General features: G+C 50.0%; 14 protein-coding genes, 3 tRNA genes and 1 pseudogene. 9 read left to right on the plus strand and 9 right to left on the minus strand.

What is annotated here, in order from left to right; genetic code table 11:
* Positions 1-49: 49 nt before the first annotated feature.
* From C9J03_RS12655 to C9J03_RS12665, 3 genes are all read left to right on the plus strand, one after another.
* A tRNA-Val gene (locus C9J03_RS12655) sits at positions 50-126 on the plus strand.
* 34 nt (positions 127-160) lie between these two features.
* A tRNA-Val gene (locus C9J03_RS12660) sits at positions 161-237 on the plus strand.
* Positions 238-284: 47 nt separating this feature from the next.
* Positions 285-360: transfer RNA gene (locus C9J03_RS12665), tRNA-Val, on the plus strand.
* A 243-nt stretch (positions 361-603) separates the two neighbouring features.
* On the opposite strand, the gene C9J03_RS12670 is transcribed toward C9J03_RS12665, so the two are convergent.
* Positions 604-1,449, minus strand: coding sequence for an NmrA/HSCARG family protein (locus C9J03_RS12670; RefSeq protein WP_044623110.1), 846 nt, complete (start codon positions 1,447-1,449; stop codon positions 604-606).
* A gap of 431 nt (positions 1,450-1,880) precedes the next feature.
* Between C9J03_RS12670 and C9J03_RS12675 the strand changes: the two genes are divergently transcribed.
* Positions 1,881-2,645: a glutathione S-transferase N-terminal domain-containing protein gene (locus tag C9J03_RS12675; protein WP_044623109.1), complete on the plus strand. Its 765-nt coding sequence runs from the start codon at positions 1,881-1,883 to the stop codon at positions 2,643-2,645.
* Between the two features lie 116 nt (positions 2,646-2,761).
* Here the strand turns inward: C9J03_RS12675 and C9J03_RS12680 are convergent, their stop codons facing one another.
* Together C9J03_RS12680 and C9J03_RS12685 are read right to left on the minus strand one after the other, a co-directional pair.
* On the minus strand, positions 2,762-3,118 hold the full coding sequence (locus tag C9J03_RS12680; RefSeq protein ID WP_044623108.1) for a bactofilin family protein: 357 nt from the start codon (positions 3,116-3,118) through the stop codon (positions 2,762-2,764).
* 8 nt (positions 3,119-3,126) lie between these two features.
* Complete coding sequence (locus C9J03_RS12685; protein ID WP_044623107.1) at positions 3,127-4,080, minus strand: M23 family metallopeptidase; 954 nt, start codon at positions 4,078-4,080, stop codon at positions 3,127-3,129.
* A gap of 197 nt (positions 4,081-4,277) precedes the next feature.
* Here C9J03_RS12685 and C9J03_RS12690 point away from each other — a divergent pair, with 197 nt between their 5' ends.
* Complete coding sequence (locus tag C9J03_RS12690) at positions 4,278-5,396, plus strand: efflux RND transporter periplasmic adaptor subunit (protein WP_044623106.1); 1,119 nt, start codon at positions 4,278-4,280, stop codon at positions 5,394-5,396.
* Positions 5,396-8,473 (plus strand): annotated as a pseudogene (locus C9J03_RS12695) (efflux RND transporter permease subunit); the annotation flags it as partial. The gene C9J03_RS12690 and the pseudogene C9J03_RS12695, both read left to right, overlap by 1 nt.
* A gap of 340 nt (positions 8,474-8,813) precedes the next feature.
* Here C9J03_RS12695 and cydB read toward each other — a convergent pair.
* Together cydB and C9J03_RS12705 are read right to left on the minus strand one after the other, a co-directional pair.
* Positions 8,814-9,812, minus strand: coding sequence for a cytochrome d ubiquinol oxidase subunit II (cydB, locus tag C9J03_RS12700; RefSeq protein ID WP_044623105.1), 999 nt, complete (start codon positions 9,810-9,812; stop codon positions 8,814-8,816).
* Between the two features lie 10 nt (positions 9,813-9,822).
* The gene (locus C9J03_RS12705; protein WP_044623104.1) at positions 9,823-11,226 is read right to left on the minus strand and encodes a cytochrome ubiquinol oxidase subunit I; all 1,404 of its coding nucleotides are present in this window, start codon (positions 11,224-11,226) and stop codon (positions 9,823-9,825) included.
* A 307-nt stretch (positions 11,227-11,533) separates the two neighbouring features.
* Here C9J03_RS12705 and C9J03_RS12710 point away from each other — a divergent pair, with 307 nt between their 5' ends.
* Complete coding sequence (locus C9J03_RS12710; RefSeq protein WP_044624443.1) at positions 11,534-12,781, plus strand: NADH:ubiquinone reductase (Na(+)-transporting) subunit B; 1,248 nt, start codon at positions 11,534-11,536, stop codon at positions 12,779-12,781.
* 40 nt (positions 12,782-12,821) lie between these two features.
* On the opposite strand, the gene C9J03_RS12715 is transcribed toward C9J03_RS12710, so the two are convergent.
* From C9J03_RS12715 to C9J03_RS12725, 3 genes are all read right to left on the minus strand, one after another.
* Positions 12,822-13,496: a GNAT family N-acetyltransferase gene (locus tag C9J03_RS12715; protein ID WP_044623103.1), complete on the minus strand. Its 675-nt coding sequence runs from the start codon at positions 13,494-13,496 to the stop codon at positions 12,822-12,824.
* Positions 13,497-13,650: 154 nt separating this feature from the next.
* Positions 13,651-16,404 carry an EAL domain-containing protein gene (locus C9J03_RS12720; protein ID WP_044623102.1) on the minus strand — a complete coding sequence of 918 codons (2,754 nt, stop codon included), beginning with the start codon at positions 16,402-16,404 and terminating at the stop codon, positions 13,651-13,653.
* A 124-nt stretch (positions 16,405-16,528) separates the two neighbouring features.
* Positions 16,529-18,355, minus strand: a complete 1,827-nt coding sequence (locus C9J03_RS12725) for a GGDEF domain-containing protein (protein WP_162845563.1) — start codon at positions 18,353-18,355, stop codon at positions 16,529-16,531.
* Positions 18,356-19,001: 646 nt separating this feature from the next.
* Between C9J03_RS12725 and arcC the strand changes: the two genes are divergently transcribed.
* Positions 19,002-19,931 (plus strand): carbamate kinase, encoded by a 930-nt coding sequence (gene arcC / locus C9J03_RS12730; protein ID WP_044623101.1) that lies wholly within the window; start codon positions 19,002-19,004, stop codon positions 19,929-19,931.
* 65 nt (positions 19,932-19,996) lie between these two features.
* On the opposite strand, the gene C9J03_RS12735 is transcribed toward arcC, so the two are convergent.
* Positions 19,997-22,366 carry an ATP-dependent helicase gene (locus tag C9J03_RS12735; protein WP_044624441.1) on the minus strand — a complete coding sequence of 790 codons (2,370 nt, stop codon included), beginning with the start codon at positions 22,364-22,366 and terminating at the stop codon, positions 19,997-19,999.
* A gap of 270 nt (positions 22,367-22,636) precedes the next feature.
* On the opposite strand from C9J03_RS12735, the gene C9J03_RS12740 reads away from it, so the two are divergent.
* Complete coding sequence (locus C9J03_RS12740; RefSeq protein ID WP_044623100.1) at positions 22,637-23,740, plus strand: phosphoribosylaminoimidazolesuccinocarboxamide synthase; 1,104 nt, start codon at positions 22,637-22,639, stop codon at positions 23,738-23,740.
* Positions 23,741-23,862 lie beyond the last annotated feature (122 nt).

Below are 23,862 nucleotides of genomic sequence, written 5' to 3' on the forward strand. Positions count from 1 at the left end.
GTTCGAGTCCACTCAGACGCACCATCTTCAATTTGATTGAAGATACAGTACGACCGTAGCTCAGCTGGTTAGAGCACCACCTTGACATGGTGGGGGTCGGTGGTTCGAGTCCACTCGGTCGTACCAACTTCTTACTTAACCAAATAAGAAGTACAAATTTGGGTCCGTAGCTCAGTTGGTTAGAGTACTACCTTGACATGGTAGGGGTCGGCGATTCGAGTTCGCCCGGACCCACCAAATTCCAATAAACGCACTACCTCATTGAGGCTCCCAAGCGTTTATTAGGGCGATTAGCTCAGTTGGGAGAGCACCTCCCTTACAAGGAGGGGGTCACTGGTTCGAGCCCGGTATCGCCCACCACTTTCATAAGAAGAAAAAGCCTGCTCATTGAGCAGGCTTTTTTGCGTTTGGCCATCATTAATATTCCCTTGAATATATTTCTCGGCTGGGTAATGCCCAATGAATATCAAAGTTGACGATATCGCAGCCCATGTCAGGCTTCACCCCAAATATGCAATGAGCTTGTTCAAGAACAAATCCAGGCACTTTGATAAGGCAGCAAGTGCGCAGCGGATGGGGTGGTGTCAACAAGGGGGTTATACGTTAGCGCTTATTAAACGTATCAACATCAATGGTCGATAACCAATCGTCAAAAGACAGCAACTTTGCATTGGCTGTTTTTAGGCCACCAATATCGGCCTTCCAACCGTCATCGGCATAGAAAGTAAACATCTGCTTCATGATTTTCGGAAGCAAATGTTTAGTGAACCTCGGAAATTTCATGGGTGATAGCTGGACATGGTTGAGTTGGTTAATTTTTTCAATGAGCTCAACCAACGACAGCTCGTCGCCGGCAATTTCCAGTTCAGTACCTTGGTATTTGTCAGGGTTGGAAAAAGCAATTTCAACAAACCTCCCAATGTCTTGCAGGGAGATAAGTTGAAATTTCTTATTCGCATCAAGATAAAGACTCAAAAGACCGGTCATCACTTTCGTCATTTTTGCACTGGCGAAGGTTTCCATATATCCGACAGGCCGTAATATGGTATAGGGTATATCCAGAGACTTCAGGAACCTTTCTACTCTGGTTTTATAATTGTAATGATCAACCTTGGTATACCTCTCCGCTCCCCCCACGGAAGAGTATACGATATGCTCAAGATTGGATTCTTTAGCTAGTTCAAGCAATACCTTTCCATACATCATCGACTCTTTTGAATACGGAAGGACAATAAAAAGCCCATAAGCATCGTCCAGCAATAATCGCAGTGATGTCTTATCACTTAAATCCCCTTTAAAGATTTCTACGCCCGGAGGGAATAGCGAGGCAACTTTCTCTGGATTACGAACAAGCGCCCTGATCCGGTAGCCATTATTCATCAGCGCATCTATTACTGACTGGCCTTGCTTGCCTGTCGCACCAACCACCACGATTAATTTATTTTCCACCAAGAGCTCCTTTCTAAGTGTGCTTAAACACAATCATTCAACGTCCATGTAAAATAAGACTAAATAATCAACACCGATATTAACGGCATTGATTAAACCCCTAGCCTAATTTGAGCATTAGCTAGCGAGTTGCAGTTCGTATCGCAATAAAGCACCCAGCCAGAGCTTCCAATACTAACATAGGCATCGCTGTATGATTTATAACCACATGGGGCATAAGTGAAAAACTCGAACGAGATCATATTGTGAAAGACAACCGCCGGGCTCTACCCAGTCAACATGCTCAAATGTTTGTAACATCTCAAATTGACACGTACTTTCTCCAGCTAACGCATGTAATACCACTTGGATCACTTAATCAGCTGCAAAACTGGGAATAAAATGGTCTATGGTTAGTAATTGATAGCCACTACAAGGAATGTAGCCTCATCATGAATCACACACTGAATATCGCCACCTCTCTCTTTGCGTCTAGCTGTCGCTGCTGGCAAGGTACAGTGGCAGATAAAACAACCGAGCAGCCAACGCAGACGCTCATGTTGTTCGACCAAGAGAATGATGCCGAATGCCGACAGGTTCGCGAAGCGCTGACCAAGCTGAATTTAGATATTCTGATTGTGCCCTGCCCCAAAGGCGGCAAGAATATCGGGGCACTGAAAACCCAATCGGGTAAAGGTGGTGCTATCCGGCCACCGGTTTTTGTCGATAATAACCAATCCAAAGCCATGTATGGTGCAAAGTCTATTCTTAAACACCTTAACCAACATTATGGTTCGGTAAGTACATCGACTTCCCTACTTGGCAGAGTCACTAACCAAGTCAGCTCAACGCTGGTTTCAAGTGTTCGGTTTAATACGGGAACGCATGCCCAGCCGTCGCATCAACCCCAGCTGCCGTTGGTATTGTACAGCTTCGAATCCAGCCCGTACGCCAGGTTGGTGCGTGAAAAACTGTGTGAATTAGAGTTGACCTATATTCTGGTTAACCTTGGCAAACAACAAATTGCGGATATGGGGCCGGCAGCCATGCGGTGGAGCCTCAAACCCTATCAGCCTCTGCCAAATACCAAGCGGGAAGCTTTCTTCAAACAATACGGTAATGTGCAAGTTCCTTTCCTGATGGACCCCAACACCGGGATAGCCATGTTCGAATCGAAAGATATTGTGGCGTATCTCAAGCAGACTTACGAACAGTAAAAAAGAAGCCGTGTTGATATCCAACACGGCTTCTGAACGGTTTGCATTGAGGAGAGATTTCCTTGCCCATAATGATGATCATTGCAGATCAAAACGATCAGCGCTATCGGTGGCCTTTATTGCGCCTTTTTCAACTTTTGTTCCACTGGCTTTTTCTCACTCGCCGGCTGCTCTGCTTTTTTCATGTCAGTCTTGCCTTTTGGCGTAAACTCAACAACATGCTGGGTTTCGGCCGGGTGCGTAGTACCGAAGAACTTGCCGCCGCGATCAATGCTCAGGTTATCGCAGTAAATGCTGCCCGATACGACCCCTTTATCCAGGATCTCGATGGCATTGGCGCGGCAGACCCCTTCGATCTGACCGTTGACGATGATCTTGTCAGCCCAGATTTCCCCTTTAATAGAGCCACTGCGGCTGACAATCAAGCCTTTTTCCAGCTTCAATGTCCCCTCAATGATCCCATCGACCTGCATATCGCAACTTAGCTTGAATTCTCCTTGGATGTCACATCCCGCTGCGATGACAGTTGTAGTTGTTTGCTGACTTGCTGCTCCACTTTGTTTATCAAAGATGCCCATTGAATATTTCTCTCTTTTTCAAAAATATGTTCAAAATTATCCAAGCTCCAATCAACGAATGGCCGTGGATTCAACGCCCGCCCTACAAACCGCACCTCATAATGCAGGTGTGGCCCGGATGACAAACCAGAATTGCCGGAGTACGCAATGAGATCGCCCTTATTGACGAAATCACCGGATTTCACGGCAAATTTGTGTAAATGGGAATAAGATGACGAAAAGCCAAAGGTGTGCTGTAGGCGAAGAAAGTTACCCGAGCCCTCCTTACTTGGCCGTACCGTTTCTACCACGCCATCTGCAGGTGCATATACCGGCGTGCCGGTGTTCACGGCAAAGTCCAGCCCGCGGTGCAACCGACGCTTGCCCGTTACTGGATGAACACGATAGCCAAACTGGGACGACTGGCGCGCATTCCCCACCGGCGACCCATTAGGTAGGCTTTCCAATATAGCGGTACGCACCGCAGAGTTGATCGCGGCAACATCCAAGCGCTGCTCTATGGCATCAACTTCCCCGGTAACATCGACGCCAAGTAAAGCTTCGAGTTCATGTAACCTATCCGATACCCCACTCAAACGATTTTCACGGGCATCCAAGTCCGCCTCTAAATCGAATTTCAACGATTTCAGTTGATCTAGCTCTTCAGTCAATGATGATGACTGGGCTTCCAATTCCATCTGTTTGTATTTCGCGTCATCGGCTTCTGACTTCAAATACACCATCCAACCGGCCGCCGTCACAGTGACCACCACAGCAGAGATAGCCAGCCAGCGCAAATTACGCTGCGCTTTGACACTCAGCTGAAAGTGCCTTGAACCATGTATCGATGAAACCGATATCGTGATTTGTTCCTTCATAGTAGTACTGCTATTTATAAATCACTTATACATCAAGCGACCGAGATTCCGTTGTTATTAAGCGAGTCAGGTCAAATTCTTCAAATTAACATTCAGCAAGTTTGCTGTTAGTATGCAATCAACTGTAGTTAAAGCATTTTTTACAACCTCCCTTTAACAATACATGTTGATATTTTGCTTACTAAGGACAGTAACAGATGATTTCTCTCAAGGAACTTTTAAGACGTAAACCTTGGATACTCTCCACATTTATTTTGCTCGGGATTGCCATTTGGCTGTTTAGTGGCCATCAATCAGCCCCTTCAGATAGCTCGGAGCCACAAGGACAACAAACCAAAGCCTCCAGTCCCCCTCCACTGGCCAAGGTTGTGATTGAGCAATTTACTGTCCAGCCCGTTACCCGCACCCTCTCCCTCTATGGCCGAACCGCCCCCAACCGTAAAGCAACTCTCGGCGCAGAAGTCTCAGGTAAAGTCGAAAGCCTGCTAGTACGCAAGGGCCAGCACGTAAAAGCCGGCCAAGGCCTTGTCCAGCTAGACAAAGCGGATCGCGAACTGCAACTCGCCCGCACCAAGGCATTGCTCAAAGTCAGGACCCAAGAGTTTAATGCTGCCAAGTCATTAAAAAGTAGGGGGTTGCAGGGAGAGGTGGCATTTAGCCAGGCAGAAGCCAACCTCATTGAGGCCAAGGCACAGGTCAAAAGTCTTGAGCTAACCCTCGCCAATACCGAAATCTATGCCCCTTTCGACGGAATTATCGAACTCCTCTATATTGAAAAAGGTGATTTCCTAGGCGTTGGCGATCCGATCATTTCCATTGTTGATCTTGATCCGCTGGTGATCAGTGCCGATGTCAGCGAGCGCCATATCGATAAAATTTACAAAGAGCAGCAAGCAGAAGTCAGCCTGGTAACCGGATTTGCTACCACCGGGACACTGAGCTTTAGGGGGGCGGTCGCCAACGAAGCCACCAACACGTATCCGATTGAAGTTGAGATCAGTAACCCAGACATGACCCTGACGGCCGGCACCAGCGCCAATCTCGAACTGCTGTTAGCAACCGAGCCGGCAATTAAGATCACCCCCTCAATGCTGGCGCTGGATGAAGCGGGTAACCTAGGGGTCAAGACCTTGACATCAGAGGATAAAGTGCATTTCGTCCCTATCTCAATTGTCAAAGTCGAGCCTGACGGCGTATGGCTGAGCGGTACCGAGCCCACCGTTGAGATCATCACCACAGGTCAAGGTTTCGTCAGAGATGGTGATACGGTGATCCCGGTTCGCCGCAATTCAGTTGACCTCGATGGGAGTGAGTAATGTTTGCCATCATCGATGCAGCGATAAACCGCTCGCGCACCATGCTCACCTTGCTCGTACTCATCTTACTGGCAGGTGTCATCACCTATCGCGTTATACCGAAAGAATCCAGCCCGGATATCACCATACCGGTCATTTACGTCTCCGTCGGCCACCAGGGGATCAGCCCTATCGATGCCGAGCGCTTATTGGTTAGGCCGTTAGAAAAAGAGCTGCGCTCCATTGAGGGCGTCAAAGAGATGACCGCAGCGGCGTCGGAAGGCTATGCTTCTGTCACCCTAGAATTCATCGCAGGATCGGACATCAACGTTGCCCTCACCGATGTCCGCGAGGCCGTCGATATGGCCAAGACCAAACTCCCCGAAGATGCCGACGAGCCAACGGTGAATGAAGTGACCTTGGCCAGCTATGAGCCAGTGCTGTCGTTGGTTCTCTACGGTACCGTGCCGGAACGGACCACGATTCAGATAGCACGTGAACTTCAGGATAAGCTAGAGAGCTTCAAACAAGTGCTTGAGGTCGATATTGCCGGTGACCGGGAAGATGTCGTTGAAGTACTGGTCGAGCCGCTCTTGATGGAGAGCTACGGCCTTGACCAGCAAGATGTCTTCAACCTGGTAGCCCGCAATAACCGCGTCGTAGCTGCGGGATTTGTCGATACCGGCTATGGCCGTTTTTCGGTCAAGGTCCCCTCGGTCTTTGACTCGCTGAAGGATATCCTCGAGCTGCCCATCAAAGTCGATGGCAACAAAGTGGTCACGTTCAGCGATGTCGCCACCATACGCCGCGCTTACCGCGATCCCGATAGCTTTGCTCGCCTCAACGGTGACACTGCCGTCGTACTGGATGTAAAAAAACGGGCGGGCGAAAACATCATTGAAACGGTCAATATCGTCAAAGCCGTTGTCGAGGAAGCCCAGAAACTTGACGAATGGCCCGACAACCTCTTGGTCGAATACACCCTCGACCAGTCGGAAGATGTTGAGACCATGCTCAGCGATCTGCAAAACAACATTTTGTCAGCCATTATCTTGGTGGTCATTGTCATACTGGCTATTCTCGGGACCCGCACGGCATTTTTGGTAGGGGTCTCGATCCCCGGCGCGTTCCTAACCGGTCTGCTGATGCTTGCGGTGAGCGGGATCACGGTTAACATGATTGTGCTTTTCGCCCTGATTATGGCCGTCGGTATGTTGGTTGATGGAGCCATTGTGGTTACCGAATATGCCGACCGCAAAATGCAAGAAGGGGTTGGCCGCAAACAAGCATACCGAGAAGCGGCAAAGCGCATGGCATGGCCAATCACCGCCTCAACCGCTACAACCCTCGCCGCTTTTGCGCCATTGCTATTTTGGCCAGATACCACCGGCGAATTCATGCGTTATCTGCCACTCACCTTGATAGCGACACTGTCAGCATCACTGATCATGGCACTGCTCTTCGTGCCAGTGCTAGGCAGCGTCGTCGGTAAGCCGCAATACACCACCCAGCAAGACAGAGAACGCAAAATTGCCCTGGAAAAAGGCGACTTCTCCCAGGCACACGGTTTGACCAAGCTCTATCTGGCCACCCTTGCTATCGCGATTAAGCACCCGATTAAAATCCTGCTCTCTGCCTGCCTGTTCGCCGTTGCCGTCGGGGTGGCCTACAGCAAGGCAGGGCTCGGGGTCGTCTTCTTCCCTGACGTCGACCCGCCTCACTTTACCATTAAAGCCCGCTCCCATGGTGACTTGTCTATCTACGAAAAGGATACTCTGATGAGCCAGATAGAGCAGCGCATCATGGGCACCGAAGGTATCAAGAGCGTTTACACCCGGACCGGGGGCAATAATGAAATTGGCCAAATCCAGCTCAATCCGCTCGACTGGCAATACCGCCCGCCAATCAAGGACATCATTGCCGAGATGCGGGAAAAAACCGCTGACATTGCTGGCGTCGAGTTGGAATTCAAGTTTCCCCAGGCTGGCCCGCCCAGCGAGCATGACGTGGTTATCGAGGTTTCCGGCAACAACACCGCCGAAATGAACGATGCAGTCCGCCAGGTCCGTTATTGGCTCGAATCACAGCCGGCTTTCACCAATATCTCCGATTCGGCAGACAAGGAAGGGATTGATTGGGAAATCAATATCAGCCGCGATGATGCTGCTCGCTTTGGCAGCGATGCTACCTTGGTCGGCAATACCGTTCAGTTTGTGACAAACGGCCTTAAGATTGGAGACTTCCTCCCCGATGATACCGACGAGGAAGTCGATATCCTGGTTCGCTATCCCGAGGACAAACGGGATATCGGGCGGTTTGATGAGCTGAGGGTAAAAACGGTGTACGGCATGGTACCAATCACCAACTTTGCCAGCATTACGCCCTCGCCGAAACAAGGCACCATCAACCGCATTGATGGCAAACGGGTCATCGAGGTCATGGCGGATATGGCCACTGGCTACAACCTGAGCTTACAGCTTCCAGTGATCAATGCGGCGATTGCGGAAATGCCGCTCGCCAAGGGAACCCAAGTGGTTGTCAGGGGGCAGAATGAAGATCAGGAGAAATCATCCGCCTTTTTGCAAAATGCCTTCCTGGTCGCCCTCGCTGTGATGGGGCTGATTTTGATCACCCAGTTCAATAGTTTCTACCAGGCGCTACTGATACTGAGTGCCGTCCTGTTCTCCACTGTCGGTGTCTTCTTGGGACTACTGATTTTCCAGCGCCCCTTTGGCATCATCATGTCCGGTATCGGGGTGATCTCGCTGGCGGGTATTGTGGTGAACAACAATATCGTTCTGATCGACACGTATAACCAGCTTCGCCACGGCGGAATGGATAAGGTCACTGCCATCATGCACACTGGCGCGCAGCGTTTGCGCCCGGTATTGCTCACAACGATCACAACTGTCCTAGGCCTGCTGCCGATGGTGCTTGAGATGAATATTGACCTGCTAAACCGCGTGGTCGAATTCGGCGCACCCAGTACCCAGTGGTGGTCACAGTTAGCCACTGCGGTGGCCGGGGGGCTTACCTTTGCCACGGTGCTGACCTTGATCCTCACGCCCTGCCTGCTCATGCTGGGACGGGATCATAGACAACGTGCAGAAAAGCGCGCTTCGGCACCGCAAACACAAAACGGCCACACGCCGATGGGGGATCCAGAAGCGATTGTCAAACAACAGCTGGGCAAGATGTTATCTTCCCCGCCAGTACCGAGCAAAACGGTAACCGCGCAGGGAACCACCGAAAGACTGAAGTAACAACGTACATCATAGAGAGCCGTCAACGTGAGAGTGTCACGTTGGCGGCCGCTCGCTAACGATAGGTGCTAGCCCAACACCCACTTGATCACCGCAGCCAACAAACCAACGGCGAAGATCCCGCCTAGATAGAGCACCACAAACCACATCCATCTTTTGAAACAGGCATTGATCATCAATGGTACCCCTCATCCTCTTTCAATTTACCCCTGAACACCCAGTGAGAGTATGCGGTGTATGCAATAATCAACGGCAGGAGGAAAACAGCACCACTGAGCAAGAACTTCAGGCTAGTATCTGGCGCTGCCGCCTCGGCATAGGTAATCGCATGCGGGACTATGTACGGATAAGTACTCACGCCAAAACCGAGGAAGGCCAAGAAAAACAGGCCGAGCACCACCAAGTACGCCTGCACCGGTTTGTGTTCCATCAAATCTTTGAACAATAGGTATACCAAATAGGCAGAGCAGCCTGGTATTAATAAAAACAACAGTGCCTGTGGGAAGGTAAACCAGCGTTCGGCGATCGTTTCATTGCCAAGTGGTAGCCATAGGCTAAGTATGATGACCATTGCCACCATTATCAGCGCACACCGCTTGGCAATAATATAAAACCGCTGGTGTATTCCTTCGGGCATTTTGATCAGCAGCCAACATGCCCCAAGCAGCGTATAGGCTGCCACAGTGACAAAACCACAATACACGCTAAACGGAGTGAACCAATCAAACCAGCCACCGCTGTATGCACGATCGGTGACGGAGACCCCCTGAAGCAGGGTTCCGAGGATCATTCCCTGGGTAAAGGTGGCAGTCAGAGAGCCGAGAAAAAATGAACTGTCCCACAGAAATTGGCCCCGTTTGGTCCTAAAACGATACTCAAATGCCACCCCCCGGAAAATCAAGCCAAGCAGCATCATGATAATTAATGCGTACAAGGCTGGCATCGCCACCGCATAGGCCAGAGGAAATACCGCAAACAGTCCCCCTCCACCGAGTACCAGCCAAGTTTCGTTACCATCCCAAACCGGCGCGATACTGTTCATCATCAAGTCCCGCTCTTTGGTGGTCTCGGCAGAAATAAACAGGATACCGATACCCAAATCAAACCCATCGAGGATGACATAGGCAAATACCGCAACTGCTATCAAGATGTACCAAATCAATGCGTAATCCATAACCGGTTCCTCACATTGTCAATTTGTTCGACGCTGCCAGTGATTGCTTGTCTTTACTCTCATCGCCGACGTCCGGAACGCTGGCGGTTGGTGGTAGGACATATTTGGTTGGAGGCTTGCGCATCAGGCGAAGCAAGTAGAAAAAGCCAGCACCGAATACCGAGAAATACACAATCACGAAAGCCGCAACGGACACACTGACGGCCGCGGCATTAACCGGGGATATCGAGTCAGCCGTTCTGAGCAAACCGTAGACGGTGAAAGGCTGTCGCCCGACTTCGGTGGTGATCCAACCGCACAGGATGGCAATAAAACCGGTTGGTGCCATTGCCACACAACAGCGGTGGAACAGAGTATGGTAGTAAAGCTCTCCCTTCTTGCGCAGCCACAAACTGTAAAGCCCAATGGCTAACATCAGAAAACCAATCCCGACCATGATCCGGAAGCTCCAGAACACGATAGGCACCGGCGGGTGTTCATCTTCTGGGAAAGCATCCAGCCCTGTAACCTCACCGTTCCACTCATGGGTCAAAATCAAACTGCCTAAATGTGGAATGGCAATTTTATAATCCACTTCTTTGGTTTCTTCATTGGGCAAACCAAACAATATCAATGGCGCACCTTGCTGGGTTTCATAATGCCCTTCCATCGCAGCCACTTTAGCTGGCTGGTGCTCGAAAGTATTAAGGCCATGCATATCCCCAACCACAATCTGGATCGGTGTAACAATCGCCGCCATCCACAGCGCCATGGAAAACATGGTTCGGGCTAAATGATTATTTTGCGATTTGAGCAAGTGATACGCTCCCACCCCGCCAACCACAAAAGCGGTGGTCAAGAAGGCAGCCAAAACCATATGCACCAAACGATACGGGAAGGAAGGATTGAAAACGACGGCCCACCAATCCTCAGGAATGAACTGCCCGAGCTCATTTATGGAGTATCCTGCGGGGGTCTGCATCCAACTATTCACCGAGAGGATCCAGAAGGCTGACATCAATGTCCCGATAGCCACGATGACCGTTGACATAAAATGCAGCTTTTTCCCCACCCGGTTCATGCCGAACAACATGACGCCCAAAAAGCCTGCTTCAAGAAAAAATGCCGTGAAGACCTCATAGCCCATCAACGGCCCAAGTACTGGGCCGGTTTTGTCCGAGAAAACACTCCAATTGGTGCCAAACTGGTAGCTCATCACGATACCGCTGACGACCCCCATCCCGAAACTGATAGCGAAAATTTTTATCCAGTACTGGTAGAGCTCAATGTATTTGTGCTTGCCGGTTTTCAGGTACAAGCCTTCCAGCACCGCCAAGTAACTGGCAAGGCCAATCGTGAAAGCCGGAAAAATGATATGGAACGAGACTGTGAATGCAAACTGGAATCTAGCAAGATCGACCGCGAGTTCATTCATGGTTTCTCCTTACTACCTAATCTAAAGAGGTTTTTCTTGAATAGGTAAACCTGCGGAAATAATGAAGCTGCAACCCTTTCTATACGCATCGCTTAACAGTATGGTTCATCTTGCTAAAAGTTGGCGAAGCGACAAGAAACTCGCATTTTCGGCGGCCTTAACCACTATATCCCTTCATTTGCCGCTTGCTGGGCAAGCATGATGAGTTATAGTTACATTATTGCTAATCGAAATTCCCACTCAGCCCGTAGCAGTAGCAATGGTTTTGCTGGCAGTCCTCCTGCCAGTTACTCGTGAGGGCTATACAATGAGTCTAAAGTCAACATTAGAGAAGTTCGAACACGCCTTTGAGCCAGGAGGCAAGTACCAAAAGTGGTTTCCACTCTACGAAGCATTTGCCACTTTGTTGTACACCCCCGGACAGGTCACCAATCGCCTTACCCATGTCAGGGACAGTATCGACCTCAAGCGGATTATGATCATGGTGTGGCTGGCCGTCTTTCCAGCCATGTTCTGGGGGTTGTACAATGTCGGGCACCAAACGGTCATTGCCCTCAACAGCCTGTATTCCCCCGAGGAGATCCAGCAACTGGTCAGTGACAACTGGCAGTATTCAGCCACACTCGCCCTGGGCGGCAGTTTGGCCGAGTCCTCAGGCTGGGCCAGCAAAATGCTGCTAGGTGCCTGCTATTTTCTGCCTTTGTACATCACGGTGTTCATTGTCGGTGGATTCTGGGAAGTGCTCTTTGCCATCATCCGCAAGCATGAAATCAATGAAGGCTTTTTTGTCTCCTCCATTCTGTTTGCGTTGATACTGCCGCCCACCCTTCCGTTATGGCAGGCAGCCCTGGGGGTCACCTTCGGGATCGTGGTCGCTAAAGAAGTGTTTGGCGGTACCGGGCGCAACTTCCTCAATCCCGCCCTCGCTGGCCGGGCTTTTTTATATTTTGCCTATCCAGCAGAGATCTCCGGCGGTATGGTCTGGACAGCCGCCGATGGCTATACCGGTGCGACGGCACTGAGCCAGTGGGCTGAAAACGGCTCAACCGCTATGGTGCATAATGCCACCGGCGAAGCCATTACCTGGATGGATGCCTTCATCGGTAATATCCCCGGATCCATTGGTGAAGTCTCGACATTATTCCTGTTGCTCGGCGGTTTGATGATTATGCTAATGGGCATCGCATCTTGGCGGATTGTCACCGGGGTTATGGTGGGGATGATTGTCACCTCGACGCTGCTCAATCTCATCGGTTCAGACACCAACCCAATGTTTGCAATGACATTTTGGTGGCACCTGGTACTTGGTGGCTTCGCCTTCGGGATGCTGTTTATGGCAACCGATCCGGTTTCTGCCGCGTTCACGGACAAAGGGAAATGGGCGTACGGGATCCTCATCGGAGTTATGACGGTGTTTATTCGGGTCGTCAACCCAGCCTACCCCGAGGGGATCATGTTGGCTATCTTGTTCGCCAACCTGTTTGCTCCCCTATTTGACAACCTGGTTTCACACTCAAACATCAAACGCCGGCTCAACCGCCACACCAGTAGTTGATACTCCCCCACGTCCGCACGACGTGGGGCGTCCCGCAATACTAGGCCAGGCAGTCAACGAAGATCATAGGCTCTTGATAGCGAACAGGCACCCCTTGTTCTATCAACTCATCAATCACATCATCAGCCATTTCAACAAAGGCTTCACTGAGCAAATCGCAAATCGCTTCGCCACCTTGGGTAATTGCCAGTGCAGAAAACCACAGTTTCAGCTGAATGGAGTGCTGAGCCAACTTGCGAAACAGGCTATCGCAATCCGTTCGGGCAATATTGATGATTAACTCGCACAGGCATGAAGCTAGTCCTTGCCTTCTATACGCTTCTTTGACATACATCGTATGCAAGGTCACTTCGTAGAACAGCTCTGTCGGCTTACGGCGATTACGGTGATCTTCCAGATAACGGCCAAACGTCGCCACCGCGGCTATCTCACCGTCGGCATAAACTTCCACAGCGATATCGCCTGCCTCATCCGATTGGCGCTTATGCGGCGATGCCTCCTGGCTGCCATCAATAACCGCCTGCACTTGGTGATAGTCATCATCGAGATACTGCACCTCATGGGTCAGCTCAGACAACGGCTTAATAACCAGTTGCCAGTCTGCTTTTGGCAATGGCGGCGTTATACCCAGCATAGCCAAATCGGCAATGGGTAATAGTGCTAAGTTCAAGGAGTCGGAATGGATTGATAAAGATGGGTTGCGCGAAAATTCCATGTTCACTCCCTTACATTTCACAAAATCGGAGTGTAGCAAAACCGCCTTAAATCCAGGCGTTCTAATTAAGCTTCTGTGAGCGCGGCTTCACTCTGTAGGCGTAGAGCGGCAATATTTTCAACAGCATGGTGAAACATGAGAGACAGAATGAGGCTTAGTAAGCCTCCTCGACGCAAACTTGCAACGCGACCTCCATCGCCGCCTGTGCTGACATGGGCCTGTAAAAGTAGAATCCCTGAATCGCGGCAACATCCAATGACTGCATCGTCTGTTTTTGCTCTTTCGTTTCCACTCCCTCTGCAACCATCTTTAGTTCAAGCGCCTTTGACATATTAACGATGCTGCTGATCAGGATTTCACTCTGTGTCTCCTGGCCAATACGTTGGACAAAACTGCGATCCAGCTTGACGATATCAAGCGGGAACTCGCACAGCGAGCTCAAGGCCGAATAACCGGTTCCGAAGTCGTCAAGCGCTAGCTTGATACCCAAATTCTTTATCGCCTGCATCTGCTGGATCACTCCTGGATTGGAATCGATCAGCATAGTTTCGGTGATCTCGATAATCAGATACTTGGGACTGATCTGGTAGCGCTCAAGTAATGTTCGCAATTGAGGGAGTAATTGGGGATGAGAAAAATGCGAGCCGGCCAGGTTAACATTGACCGTCAATGCACCAAGCCCCAGCTCTTTACGCCTGCTATTCACCTGCGCCAAGAACTCACACGACTTTTCCAGAATACAGCTACCCAGGGCAACAATCAGCTCTCGTGACTCGGCCAGCGGAATAAACTGCTCAGGCGAAATGCCCCCTAGCTCCGGATGGTGCCACCTTGCCAGCGCCTCGAATCCACAGACCTCTTCCGTCTTGCTGTTAACAATAGGCTGGAAGTCGGGATAAATATCACCTTGACTGATTGCGTTGGCAATATCGCGCTGAATAACGATATGACTCTTCAGCTGTTGCTCTATTTGACTGTCAAAAAACTGGATGCGTGATTTTTTGGTCCGTGCACAATAGGTCGCAAACTCCGCCGCACTTATTGCCTGTTCGGCGGACATAGTCGTTGTTGGTAGGAGAACCAATCCGACTGAAGCGGATAATCGCAGCTCGACCCCCTCCACCTGAAACGGTTTACCTAAAGAAGACAGTATTACTTTGGCAAAACGATAAGGGGCAAAGTAATTATCATCGGACAGCAAGATCGCAAACTCGCTTTCTGCAACGCGCCCCAACAGCCCTTTTCCGGACATACTCTTCAACTGCTTGGCCACGGCCGCCAACACTTCGTCTGCCATCTGATGACCAAACGCCCCCACGATATTACTGAACCTCTCGATACGAATGTATACCACCGAGCAACTGGATCGCTGACCGGATGACAGCTTATCCTCGAGCAAGGCCAGCATAGTCTGGCGGTTGAGCAGCCCTGTTACCGTGTCATACCTTTCCATCTGGTTGATCAGGCCTTCCTGCTCTTTCTGCCGGCTGACATCCTTGATTGAAAACATCAGTGCCTCGCCACACTGCTGCTTAATTGGCATCACCTCCAACTTGCACGCCACTACCCGCCCATCGGACGCCAGTAGCTCGGTGTCAAAATGCCTTTGTCCGCCATTGACTGCTTGCGTTAACGCCTCAACTTTGCAGTATTGATGCGATGATGCCGGACACAAGTTCAGTAAAGACTGTCCAATAAGCCCTTGCCCGGATGGATAAGACAAAATCTCAGCGATGGTATCATTGGCATCGACAATTTGGCCGTCGAGCACCATCAGCAAACCGAGATTACTGGTACGATATAGCGCGTCAAATTTTTGCACCACATCGTTCAATGCCGAATTGCTGTGAGTTGATTTAGTGAGAGTCTGATTAATCACTTCCTCGATGATCGAAAACTCATCACTGCCTTCAGCTTTCATCTGTGCGCTATATCGATCCCTGACCAGGGCTTCCAGCCCTTTTTCAAATGCCAAAAAACGACTGCCTACTTTTAGTCTGAACGCCAACAGCGTCAGCATCCCAATCACCACAGCCACCACAAACATGGCCATTGCCAACCAACTGATCAGCTGGCTCCCCTGCTGATAAATAGTGCGCAGGTGGCTACTATTCAACATAGCAAGCGGCATTCCATTGATATCATTAAGAATAACGCTAGCGGTTAGATACTCACCGCTGTTATCACTCTGTAAGGCAGCAGATGCCGGATACGGGGTATTTGCATCAGAGGTTATAGCAGCCAGGGAGATGCGCGTTGCCAACACATCACTGTACTGGCCAGGGAAAACCTCCGACAGGTAGCGCCCCCAAATCAGCCAGCCGGCGACCGGGCCATTGCCAAGGCTATTGCGAATAGGGGCAACAGAAACGATCATAATGTCATCCCCCCACCTGAGCAGGCCGGCATAAGCGTTCCCCGTCACCGCTTCATCTTCAATTTCGGCTGCCAGCTTCAAGCCAAGACCTTCTGGAGCCAACAGTCGCTGCCTGAACTGAGCCGGTAAAGGCACTGTCTTGTCCTGTTCTGTAGCATAAATGCTCTCGGCAACGTTCCCATCGAGATCGAGAAAAACCATCAGATCAATATCCAGGCTCTGCAGTCCATCGTAGTAGAGATTGCGCTCCCGATAGGCCGCATCGCCCTGCTTGACTAGCTGATAACTTTCGTCCCAATAAGACCAGTCAAAGGATCGTTTCAACTGCTGACGGACTGCGATATCAATCATTTTCTCTGCCTGTTCGACATGCTGAATAACATGCTGCTGCTCTATCTCATTGAGGTTCTGCAAGAAGAAATAGCGGGCACAAAGCAGACAAAGAGCAGCAATGGCAAAAAGCGCGGCACCAAACAAGATTGCCGTTCTTGTACTCAGCTTGGCAGAGACTAGATTTTTTATTTTCATCATCAGCTGGATACTTGCGGAATATTCACTACGGGAATATAAATGTAGCAATTATGCGCTTCTGCAATGTTGATATAAAACAACTCGTTGCAATCTCTCTTCAGAAATTACAGCCAATACAACAGCATCAGCTTGAGCTAAAACTAGTTGATAGCCGATTGCCATTACGCCCTGACGCCTTGACTTGATATAAGGCCCTGTCTGCTTCAATCAATAGAGACACCCAATCCTGGCTCAGTTGCTTGGCACTAGGCGTAAAAATCCCCCCCATCGAAACGGTTACCGGATAATCACCGCAGCTTAGCATGAACTCGGTCCCGGTTATTTGCTGCTGTATACGCTGAAGTAGCCGCTCACTTTCACTCTCACGGCACGCCACCACCATAATAAACTCTTCACCGCCCCAGCGGACCACCACGTCTTGGTGACGGACGACGGACTTCAACCGCTTGGCCATCTCGACCAGTACCTCATCGCCAACATTATGCCCGTAGTGGTCATTGAATTGCTTAAAATGGTCAATATCAATCACGACAACCAGCCCGCCGTGACAATAGTCGGCAACCGGCGGCTCTTTTAGCCAGTGTTCTAAAAAGCGGCGATTGTGCAGCATCGTCAGCGGATCTTTGTTTGACTGGGTAACTAATTGTGCATTGGAACGCTCTAGCACCTGCTTGTCTTTGTTAAGCATCGAATACCGACGGTATAGCCAGTAAAGCAGAATGATGATCAATGCCGTGCCCAGTTTAAGCATGTTCTCACTGGCTTTTTTTTCTGCCAATCGAGAGTTTGTCAGCGCGTTTTCAGCCTTGAGTAACTGGATCTCCTTTTCTTTGACATGCGTGTCGTAGCGCTCTTGCATGTCGAAAAGCTCTTTTCTTCGAATATCAAACAGATAGCTTTTACCAAGGTCAGAATACTTTTTGTAATAAGCTAAAGCTTGCTGGTAATCACCCACACTTTCGTAAATCTTTGCCATCAGTTCATAAAGATAAATCATCCGATGCTGGAAGTGATTGGCCTCATACACCGACAATGCCATTTTTGCGTAGTAAAGTGCCTGCTCGGTTCGCTGCGAAGAGTAAAACGCTTCCGACAGGCTTTCATGACAATTGGCGACAGTGATGCCATTCTTGCCACCAAATCGCCTTGCCATACTCAGGCAGCGTTCAGCGGCATTCATCGCGGCAGGCTCGTCCCCGCGGTCGAGGTAGTAGGCCGAAAGGTTGACCAAGGCAATGGTCTTAATTCTGATTGAGCGCGTTTTCGCCGACAGTTTTACCGCCTTGTCGACATGGAATTTCCTCTGCGCTTCATTGCCTAAAAACTTATCAATGACTCCGGCATTGATATGCAAGATGGCTGCGATATACGCGTTATTGAGTGCACTTTTCCCATAGCGTTCAAAGGCCCGCTGGCTGTATTGCGACGCGATATCCCACTGTTCCATGTTGATATAGACGGATGAGATATTGGAGAGCAGCCGCGCCAGTTGCTGGTCGTCAGAGCGGGCAGAGAATATTTCATAGGCTTGCTGGTATTTATCCAGCGCCTCATGATAGTTCGAGCGCTCAACCTCAATATTGGCCAGCCACTTGAGGCTTCTTGCCAACAGGATTTTATACCCCATTTGTTCGGCACTGAGCTTCACCGACTCAAGTTTTACCTGGGCCAGTGCGTATTCCCTTTGCTCCATCAGCGCCAGGGCATCAAGAAACATGATCTCCGCATGTATCCAGGCTTCCCCAGACCGTTTTGCGATGAGATCCAGTTGCTCGATGAAAAATGCAATATCGATCTCTGTCCGGCCTTCAGCCTGTTCAATGTTGTAACGCGCAAGCCAATAGAGAGCCTGCTCGTTATCAGACGCCCCATCATCAATCCGGCGTTGTAAATCTACCGTCTGCTCATCAGCAAGGTAAGGGTTATTGAGAGACAGACTGTAGTACTTCATAAAGGCATTATCCGCCCCGTTTACCTTGGTGGATAAATAACACTGATAGGGTGTTTTACTACCGGCTGCAAGTACCGCTGGCGAGAGAAGACCATTAGATAAAATGAAAAATAGCGCAACAATGAGCACTTTAAAAGGAGAAGGTATAGGCATAGAACTACAGGCAGAAAAAATCAACGTCTTCCATAATCATGTTCCATCGAACAGTATTTTTAACAAAAATCGAGATAGAAATACAGCAAAGTTATGCTGCCACCATAACCGAAATGTAAACCAGCCGATGCACCGGTGGCACCTATACTTTCCCCTCCCAGCATTGACAGGCATAAAAGCCATTTCTATGTGATCTCATTAACATTTTTCACTTAATTTTAGCGAAAATAACTATTCGTTTTTCCTGATAAGCTATATGCCTTTGCTTTAGTAAAAAATGCCCCGTTTCGGGCACCTACGGATATTTACGCACTATTTGAATCCCAGTTTGTATTTATGTGAAATAAACAGAAATATATTATTAGAGAATTATCACATTCAGACTCAAATAATTTTCTTAATCTACCCCTAACCAAGCACATTGCTTCGCTTGGATATAAAACAAATAAATACAAATAAATACGAAAAAATACTCTTAAATGGAGATACGATCATGCGCATAGTTTTAGCACTAGGCGGAAACGCCCTATTAGCTCGAGGCCAAGCATTAACCGCCGAGAACCAAAGAGAAAATATCCAAAAGGCAGCAGCCAGCATCGCCGCGATTGCCAACGATCATGAAGTAGTAATCGTTCACGGTAACGGTCCGCAGGTGGGTTTGCTGATGGAGCAAAACAGCGCTTACCAGGAGTATTCACCAGAAACCACACCATACCCAATGGATGTGTTGGGCTCCCAAACTTGCGGCATGGTCGGTTATATGCTGCAACAAGAGCTGCGTAACATCGATGCTAACCTATCGGTAGCGACCTTGGTTACCCAAACCGAAGTCAGCAAAGATGATCCGGCTTTTGCCAATCCAACTAAGTTTGTCGGCCCGGTTTACACCGAAGAAAGTGCTAAAGAGATCATGGCTGTCAGTGACAAGGAATTCAAAGCCGACGGGCAATACTTCCGCCGCGTGGTACCATCACCAATGCCAAAAGCGATTATCGAACAGCAGCAAATTGAAACCCTGCTGACAAGCGGTAACGTCGTTATTGCTTGCGGTGGCGGTGGTGTGCCTGTGTGTCGTGAACAAGGTCGTATGGAAGGCGTAGAGTGTGTTATCGACAAAGACTTAACCGCTGAGCTTCTGGCTGAAACCATCAATGCCGATTTGTTTGTTATCCTCACCGACGGTTCAATCTACCGTAATTACGGTAAAGAAGATCAAGCTGAAATGAAAGTGGCCACACCGGAAGGCCTGTCTCACTTCAACTTCCCAGCAGGGTCTATGGGGCCGAAAGTGGATGCCGTTTGCCAATTCGTCAACAGCGGCCGCGGTAATGCTGCAATCGGCTCTCTGTTTGACCTTGACCGAATTTTGACCAATGAAGCCGGAACCTTGGTGAAGGCTGGCGAAGGAATTGAGTACTACTAAGCCAATACCGTTTTAGCCATATAAAAACTAAGCCTCTGATGAGGCTTAGTTTTATTCTCATTAAACTAACGCCGAACCAGACTTCTGGCATTGGCCGCGACAATCAGGCGGTTGACCAGCACTTTCTTCTTGGTCTCCGACACCGACGGCAACTCCCTGATAATTCGATTTATCTCACCATCCAAGTATTTAGCATTTTTGGTTTTCACCATTGCCCGAATCACTTTCTCGGCATTGTCCGGCAGTGGCTGCTGTATGGCCCATTTGTAACTGTATTCGTTGCCGCTACTTAAGCCGGCATCCGTTTGTTTCCCGCCGCTTATTCCCACCGCTTTTGCACTCGGGAGCTTCTTGGTTTTCTTTACCTGCGGCTCGGCAACATCCTGCTCCCGCCCCATGCGGCGGCAGTATTCCTCGGCAACCGGGCTCGAGTAATAAGGCAGCGTACCTTGCTGGTAGAGCTTGGGTCCCAGATCCTGGGCCAGGTTGATTTTCCCTTCCAGCACAAACCGGCTGGCATTGGTTGCCTTCACCGACGGCTTGTCGGGCATGGTGTAATAGACAAAGGCTTTTTGTTTGGCCCGGGTCAGGGCGACATAGGCCAAGCGGCGCTCTTCCTCCAAATCGGCCCCCACGGTACCGGAAGCCCGATTCACATAGGGAAAGGCATCCTTGTCCCAAAACGGCAGATGGACATGGTGGTATTCACAGCCCTTGGCGCGGAAAATGGTTGTCAGCTGGAGGGCATTTTGCGCGTCAGGCTCTTTGGAGCCCGCATTGGTGTTGGCGCTTTTCTGGCCAGACTGTTGGGTGTAATACTCGAAATACTGCAGCGCCTTTTCACAGCTCTGATCCATCGCCTCCAGCACGGTGGCAACACTGTCCAGCCGCTCCACCGCTTCCTCGATTTCCGATGCCGTGGCTTCGGTTTTCCAGATCCAGCTATCCAAGCCACTTTCGTTGCGGTATTGCTGGTAGACTTCCGCGGCTTTGAAACTGCCTTTACGCATCAGCCGCGTAAGTAACGCCAGGCGCTCAATCAAGTTGTCGAGCTTCAGCGTGGCATTGGCCTTTTCATAGCGCCCGATAAACGTCAGCCACTGCGAAGGCTCCATGCCCGCCAGCTGCTCGCACAATGGCTTCAAGGATTTATTGGGCACATAGCAGTGAGGAAAGCACATCAAGCTAAACAGCAAACTCGCTTTCTGTGCCACGGCAAGTTCAGAAAAGCGTGGCGTCGCCAGGGTAGCCAACTCCATCAGCAATTTCACTTCCCGGCTGTGGGCCAATACCGACGGCACCGGCATCTGATAAGGCAATTGTTTGCTGAGAAAAGCCAGCTCGAACAGCAAGGTTTGCGACCAGCGGCGAACCAGGATCGCCACATCGGAAGGCTGGCCGCCCTCGGCCAGATACTGGCTGATGGCATTGGCGATTTCCCCGACCTGCCGGGATGAGCCACATTCGACGATCTGGGTATCGGAAATGCCCTCTCCCGAGACAGTCAAAAACTCACTGAAGCGCTCTTTGTTGTTGGCAATCAAATGGCTCGCGGCCAAGGCCAAGCTATGACCGAAACGGAATGTCTGCGACAGGGTGTAGGTTTTCGCGGGCGCGAAATCCTGCTCAAAGTTGAGCATGAACTGCGGCGCACTCCCCCGCCATTTATAGATACACTGGTCGACATCTCCCACCGCAAGCAACTGGGTTTGCGGCCCCAGCAGCTGCTTCAGCAAACGGTACTGGGCGGTATTGATATCCTGAAACTCATCAACCACCACCAGCTTGCAGTGCTGGTGAAAATGCGCGCGGATAGCATCATCGCTCTCGAGCAATTTGACGGTTTCCACCAGCCAGTCGTCAAAAAACAACAGGCGCTGTTTTTTTCGTAGGGTTTCAAACTGCTCGTAGGCATCAAGAATAAACAGGTAGTCCCGGTTGATTTCGGCAATTTTGAACACTTCGTGCGGCGACAGCATGTACGCCTTCACCAACCCGATAAAGCTCAGTAGCAACTCGATGGTTTTCGGATCTTTGATCATCTGCTGGCGCTGGTAAGTCTTTTCAAGACCGGACAACTCCCGCAGGATAGCCTTTACCAGAACCTTGTCACTTTCACCACTCTGATAATCGACCCTATAACCGGTATTACGGATAAACCCGGTTTGATTGAGGAACTTCAAACAGAAACTGTGGAAAGTATGCACCGGCACCGGCGCTTGGATCCCGCTATCCCGCAGCTTGGCCTGGAAATCGGTGCGAATATCCCGGTTGAACATCAGCACCAGCATTTCTTGGGCAGGGATAGTCGCTAACTTCTGCTCAATCAAGCCGACCAGGGTGGTGGTTTTCCCGGTTCCAGCCCCGGCAATACAAAGGGCATTCCCGTGCTGGTGATCAATAAATGCCGATTGTTCGCTGGTATAACGGGTCATGGTGGGCCTTGAGTAGAAAATGGGAGACCGATTTTGCCACACTTCGCCGTTGGCCCCTGAATAAAATATGACCAATTGAAATCGGTTCACATAAATTCGATATTTGGATGAAAAATAAAATTGCGCAAACGTTTGCTTTTCTAGCTGAAAGGCCATGAGAGTTCTGTTATTATCGCCCCCATTAAGGGTTTAGAGACCCAGGCATGGGCAAAACCGCTTGTCATGCCACCACGGGTTACCTTCGTTTAACTTTTGAAATAGGAATTCGCCATGAGCCTTGCTGATCAAGTTCTCGCTGTAAATGATGACCTGCCAATCCGAACCGATAAACCCGTCCATAGCGGTAAGGTTCGTTCCGTCTACTGGTTAACCGAAGAAGATAGCCGTCGCTTGATCAAAGAGAAAGGCTACAACGTTCAACCTGATGCCCCACTGGCTATCATGGTGATCAGTGATCGTATCTCTGCTTTCGACTGCATCTGGCACGCCGAAGGCGGCCTGAAAGGCGTACCGGGTAAAGGAGCGGCACTCAACGCCATTTCCAACCACTGGTTCAAGCTATTCCGTGAAAATGGCCTAGCCGACAGCCATATCCTGGATATCCCGCACCCGTTTGTCTGGATCGTACAAAAAGCCAAGCCCGTGATGGTTGAAGCGATTTGCCGCCAGTACATCACAGGTTCAATGTGGCGTGCCTACAGCCAAGGTGAACGCAACTTCTGCGGTATCGAGCTACCAGAAGGGCTGGAAAAAGATCAGAAGCTACCTGAGCTACTGATGACACCATCGACCAAGGGAATTCTTACCGGTATTCCTGGTGTGCCGGAAGTCGACGATGTCAATGTCACCCGCTCCGATCTGGAGAACAACTTTGAAGCATTCAACTTCCGCAGCGCCGATGATATCGGCCGCTACGAGCAACTGCTCGAGGAAGGCTTCGATGTGATCAGCAAAGAGCTGGCGGCGTTGGATCAGATCTTCGTCGATACCAAGTTCGAATTCGGTTACGTAACCGATGCCAAAGGCAATGAAAAGCTGATCTACATGGATGAAGTGGGCACACCGGATTCTTCCCGTATCTGGGACGGTGCGGCTTACCGCGATGGTGAAATCATCGAAAACTCCAAGGAAGGCTTCCGCCAGATGCTGCTGAACCACTTCCCGGATCCAGATATCCTGCTGAACAAAGACCGCATGGATGAGCGCTTCGCCCTGGCCCGTGACAACGAGCTGCCGGTGGATGCACTGATGAACCTGTCGAAAACCTACACCGAGATTGCCGCGAAAATCACTGGCAATAAAATCCAGCTTTCTCAAAATCCGAAAGCAGAAATCATTGCCGTCCTGCGCGATGAATATGGTTTGATCGACTAACTACCGGGTTCGTATCTCTTCAAAGAAAGGCAGGCTACCTGCCTTTCTTGTTTTCACCCTGGACTCAATGCATCCATTCTCTACCATCCGCTTGAGCACAACATCAATAATCATCAGATAGC

Origin of the sequence: Photobacterium gaetbulicola (assembly GCF_003025515.1) — a bacterium.
In the GTDB taxonomy this organism is placed as follows: Bacteria; Pseudomonadota; Gammaproteobacteria; order Enterobacterales; family Vibrionaceae; genus Photobacterium; species Photobacterium gaetbulicola.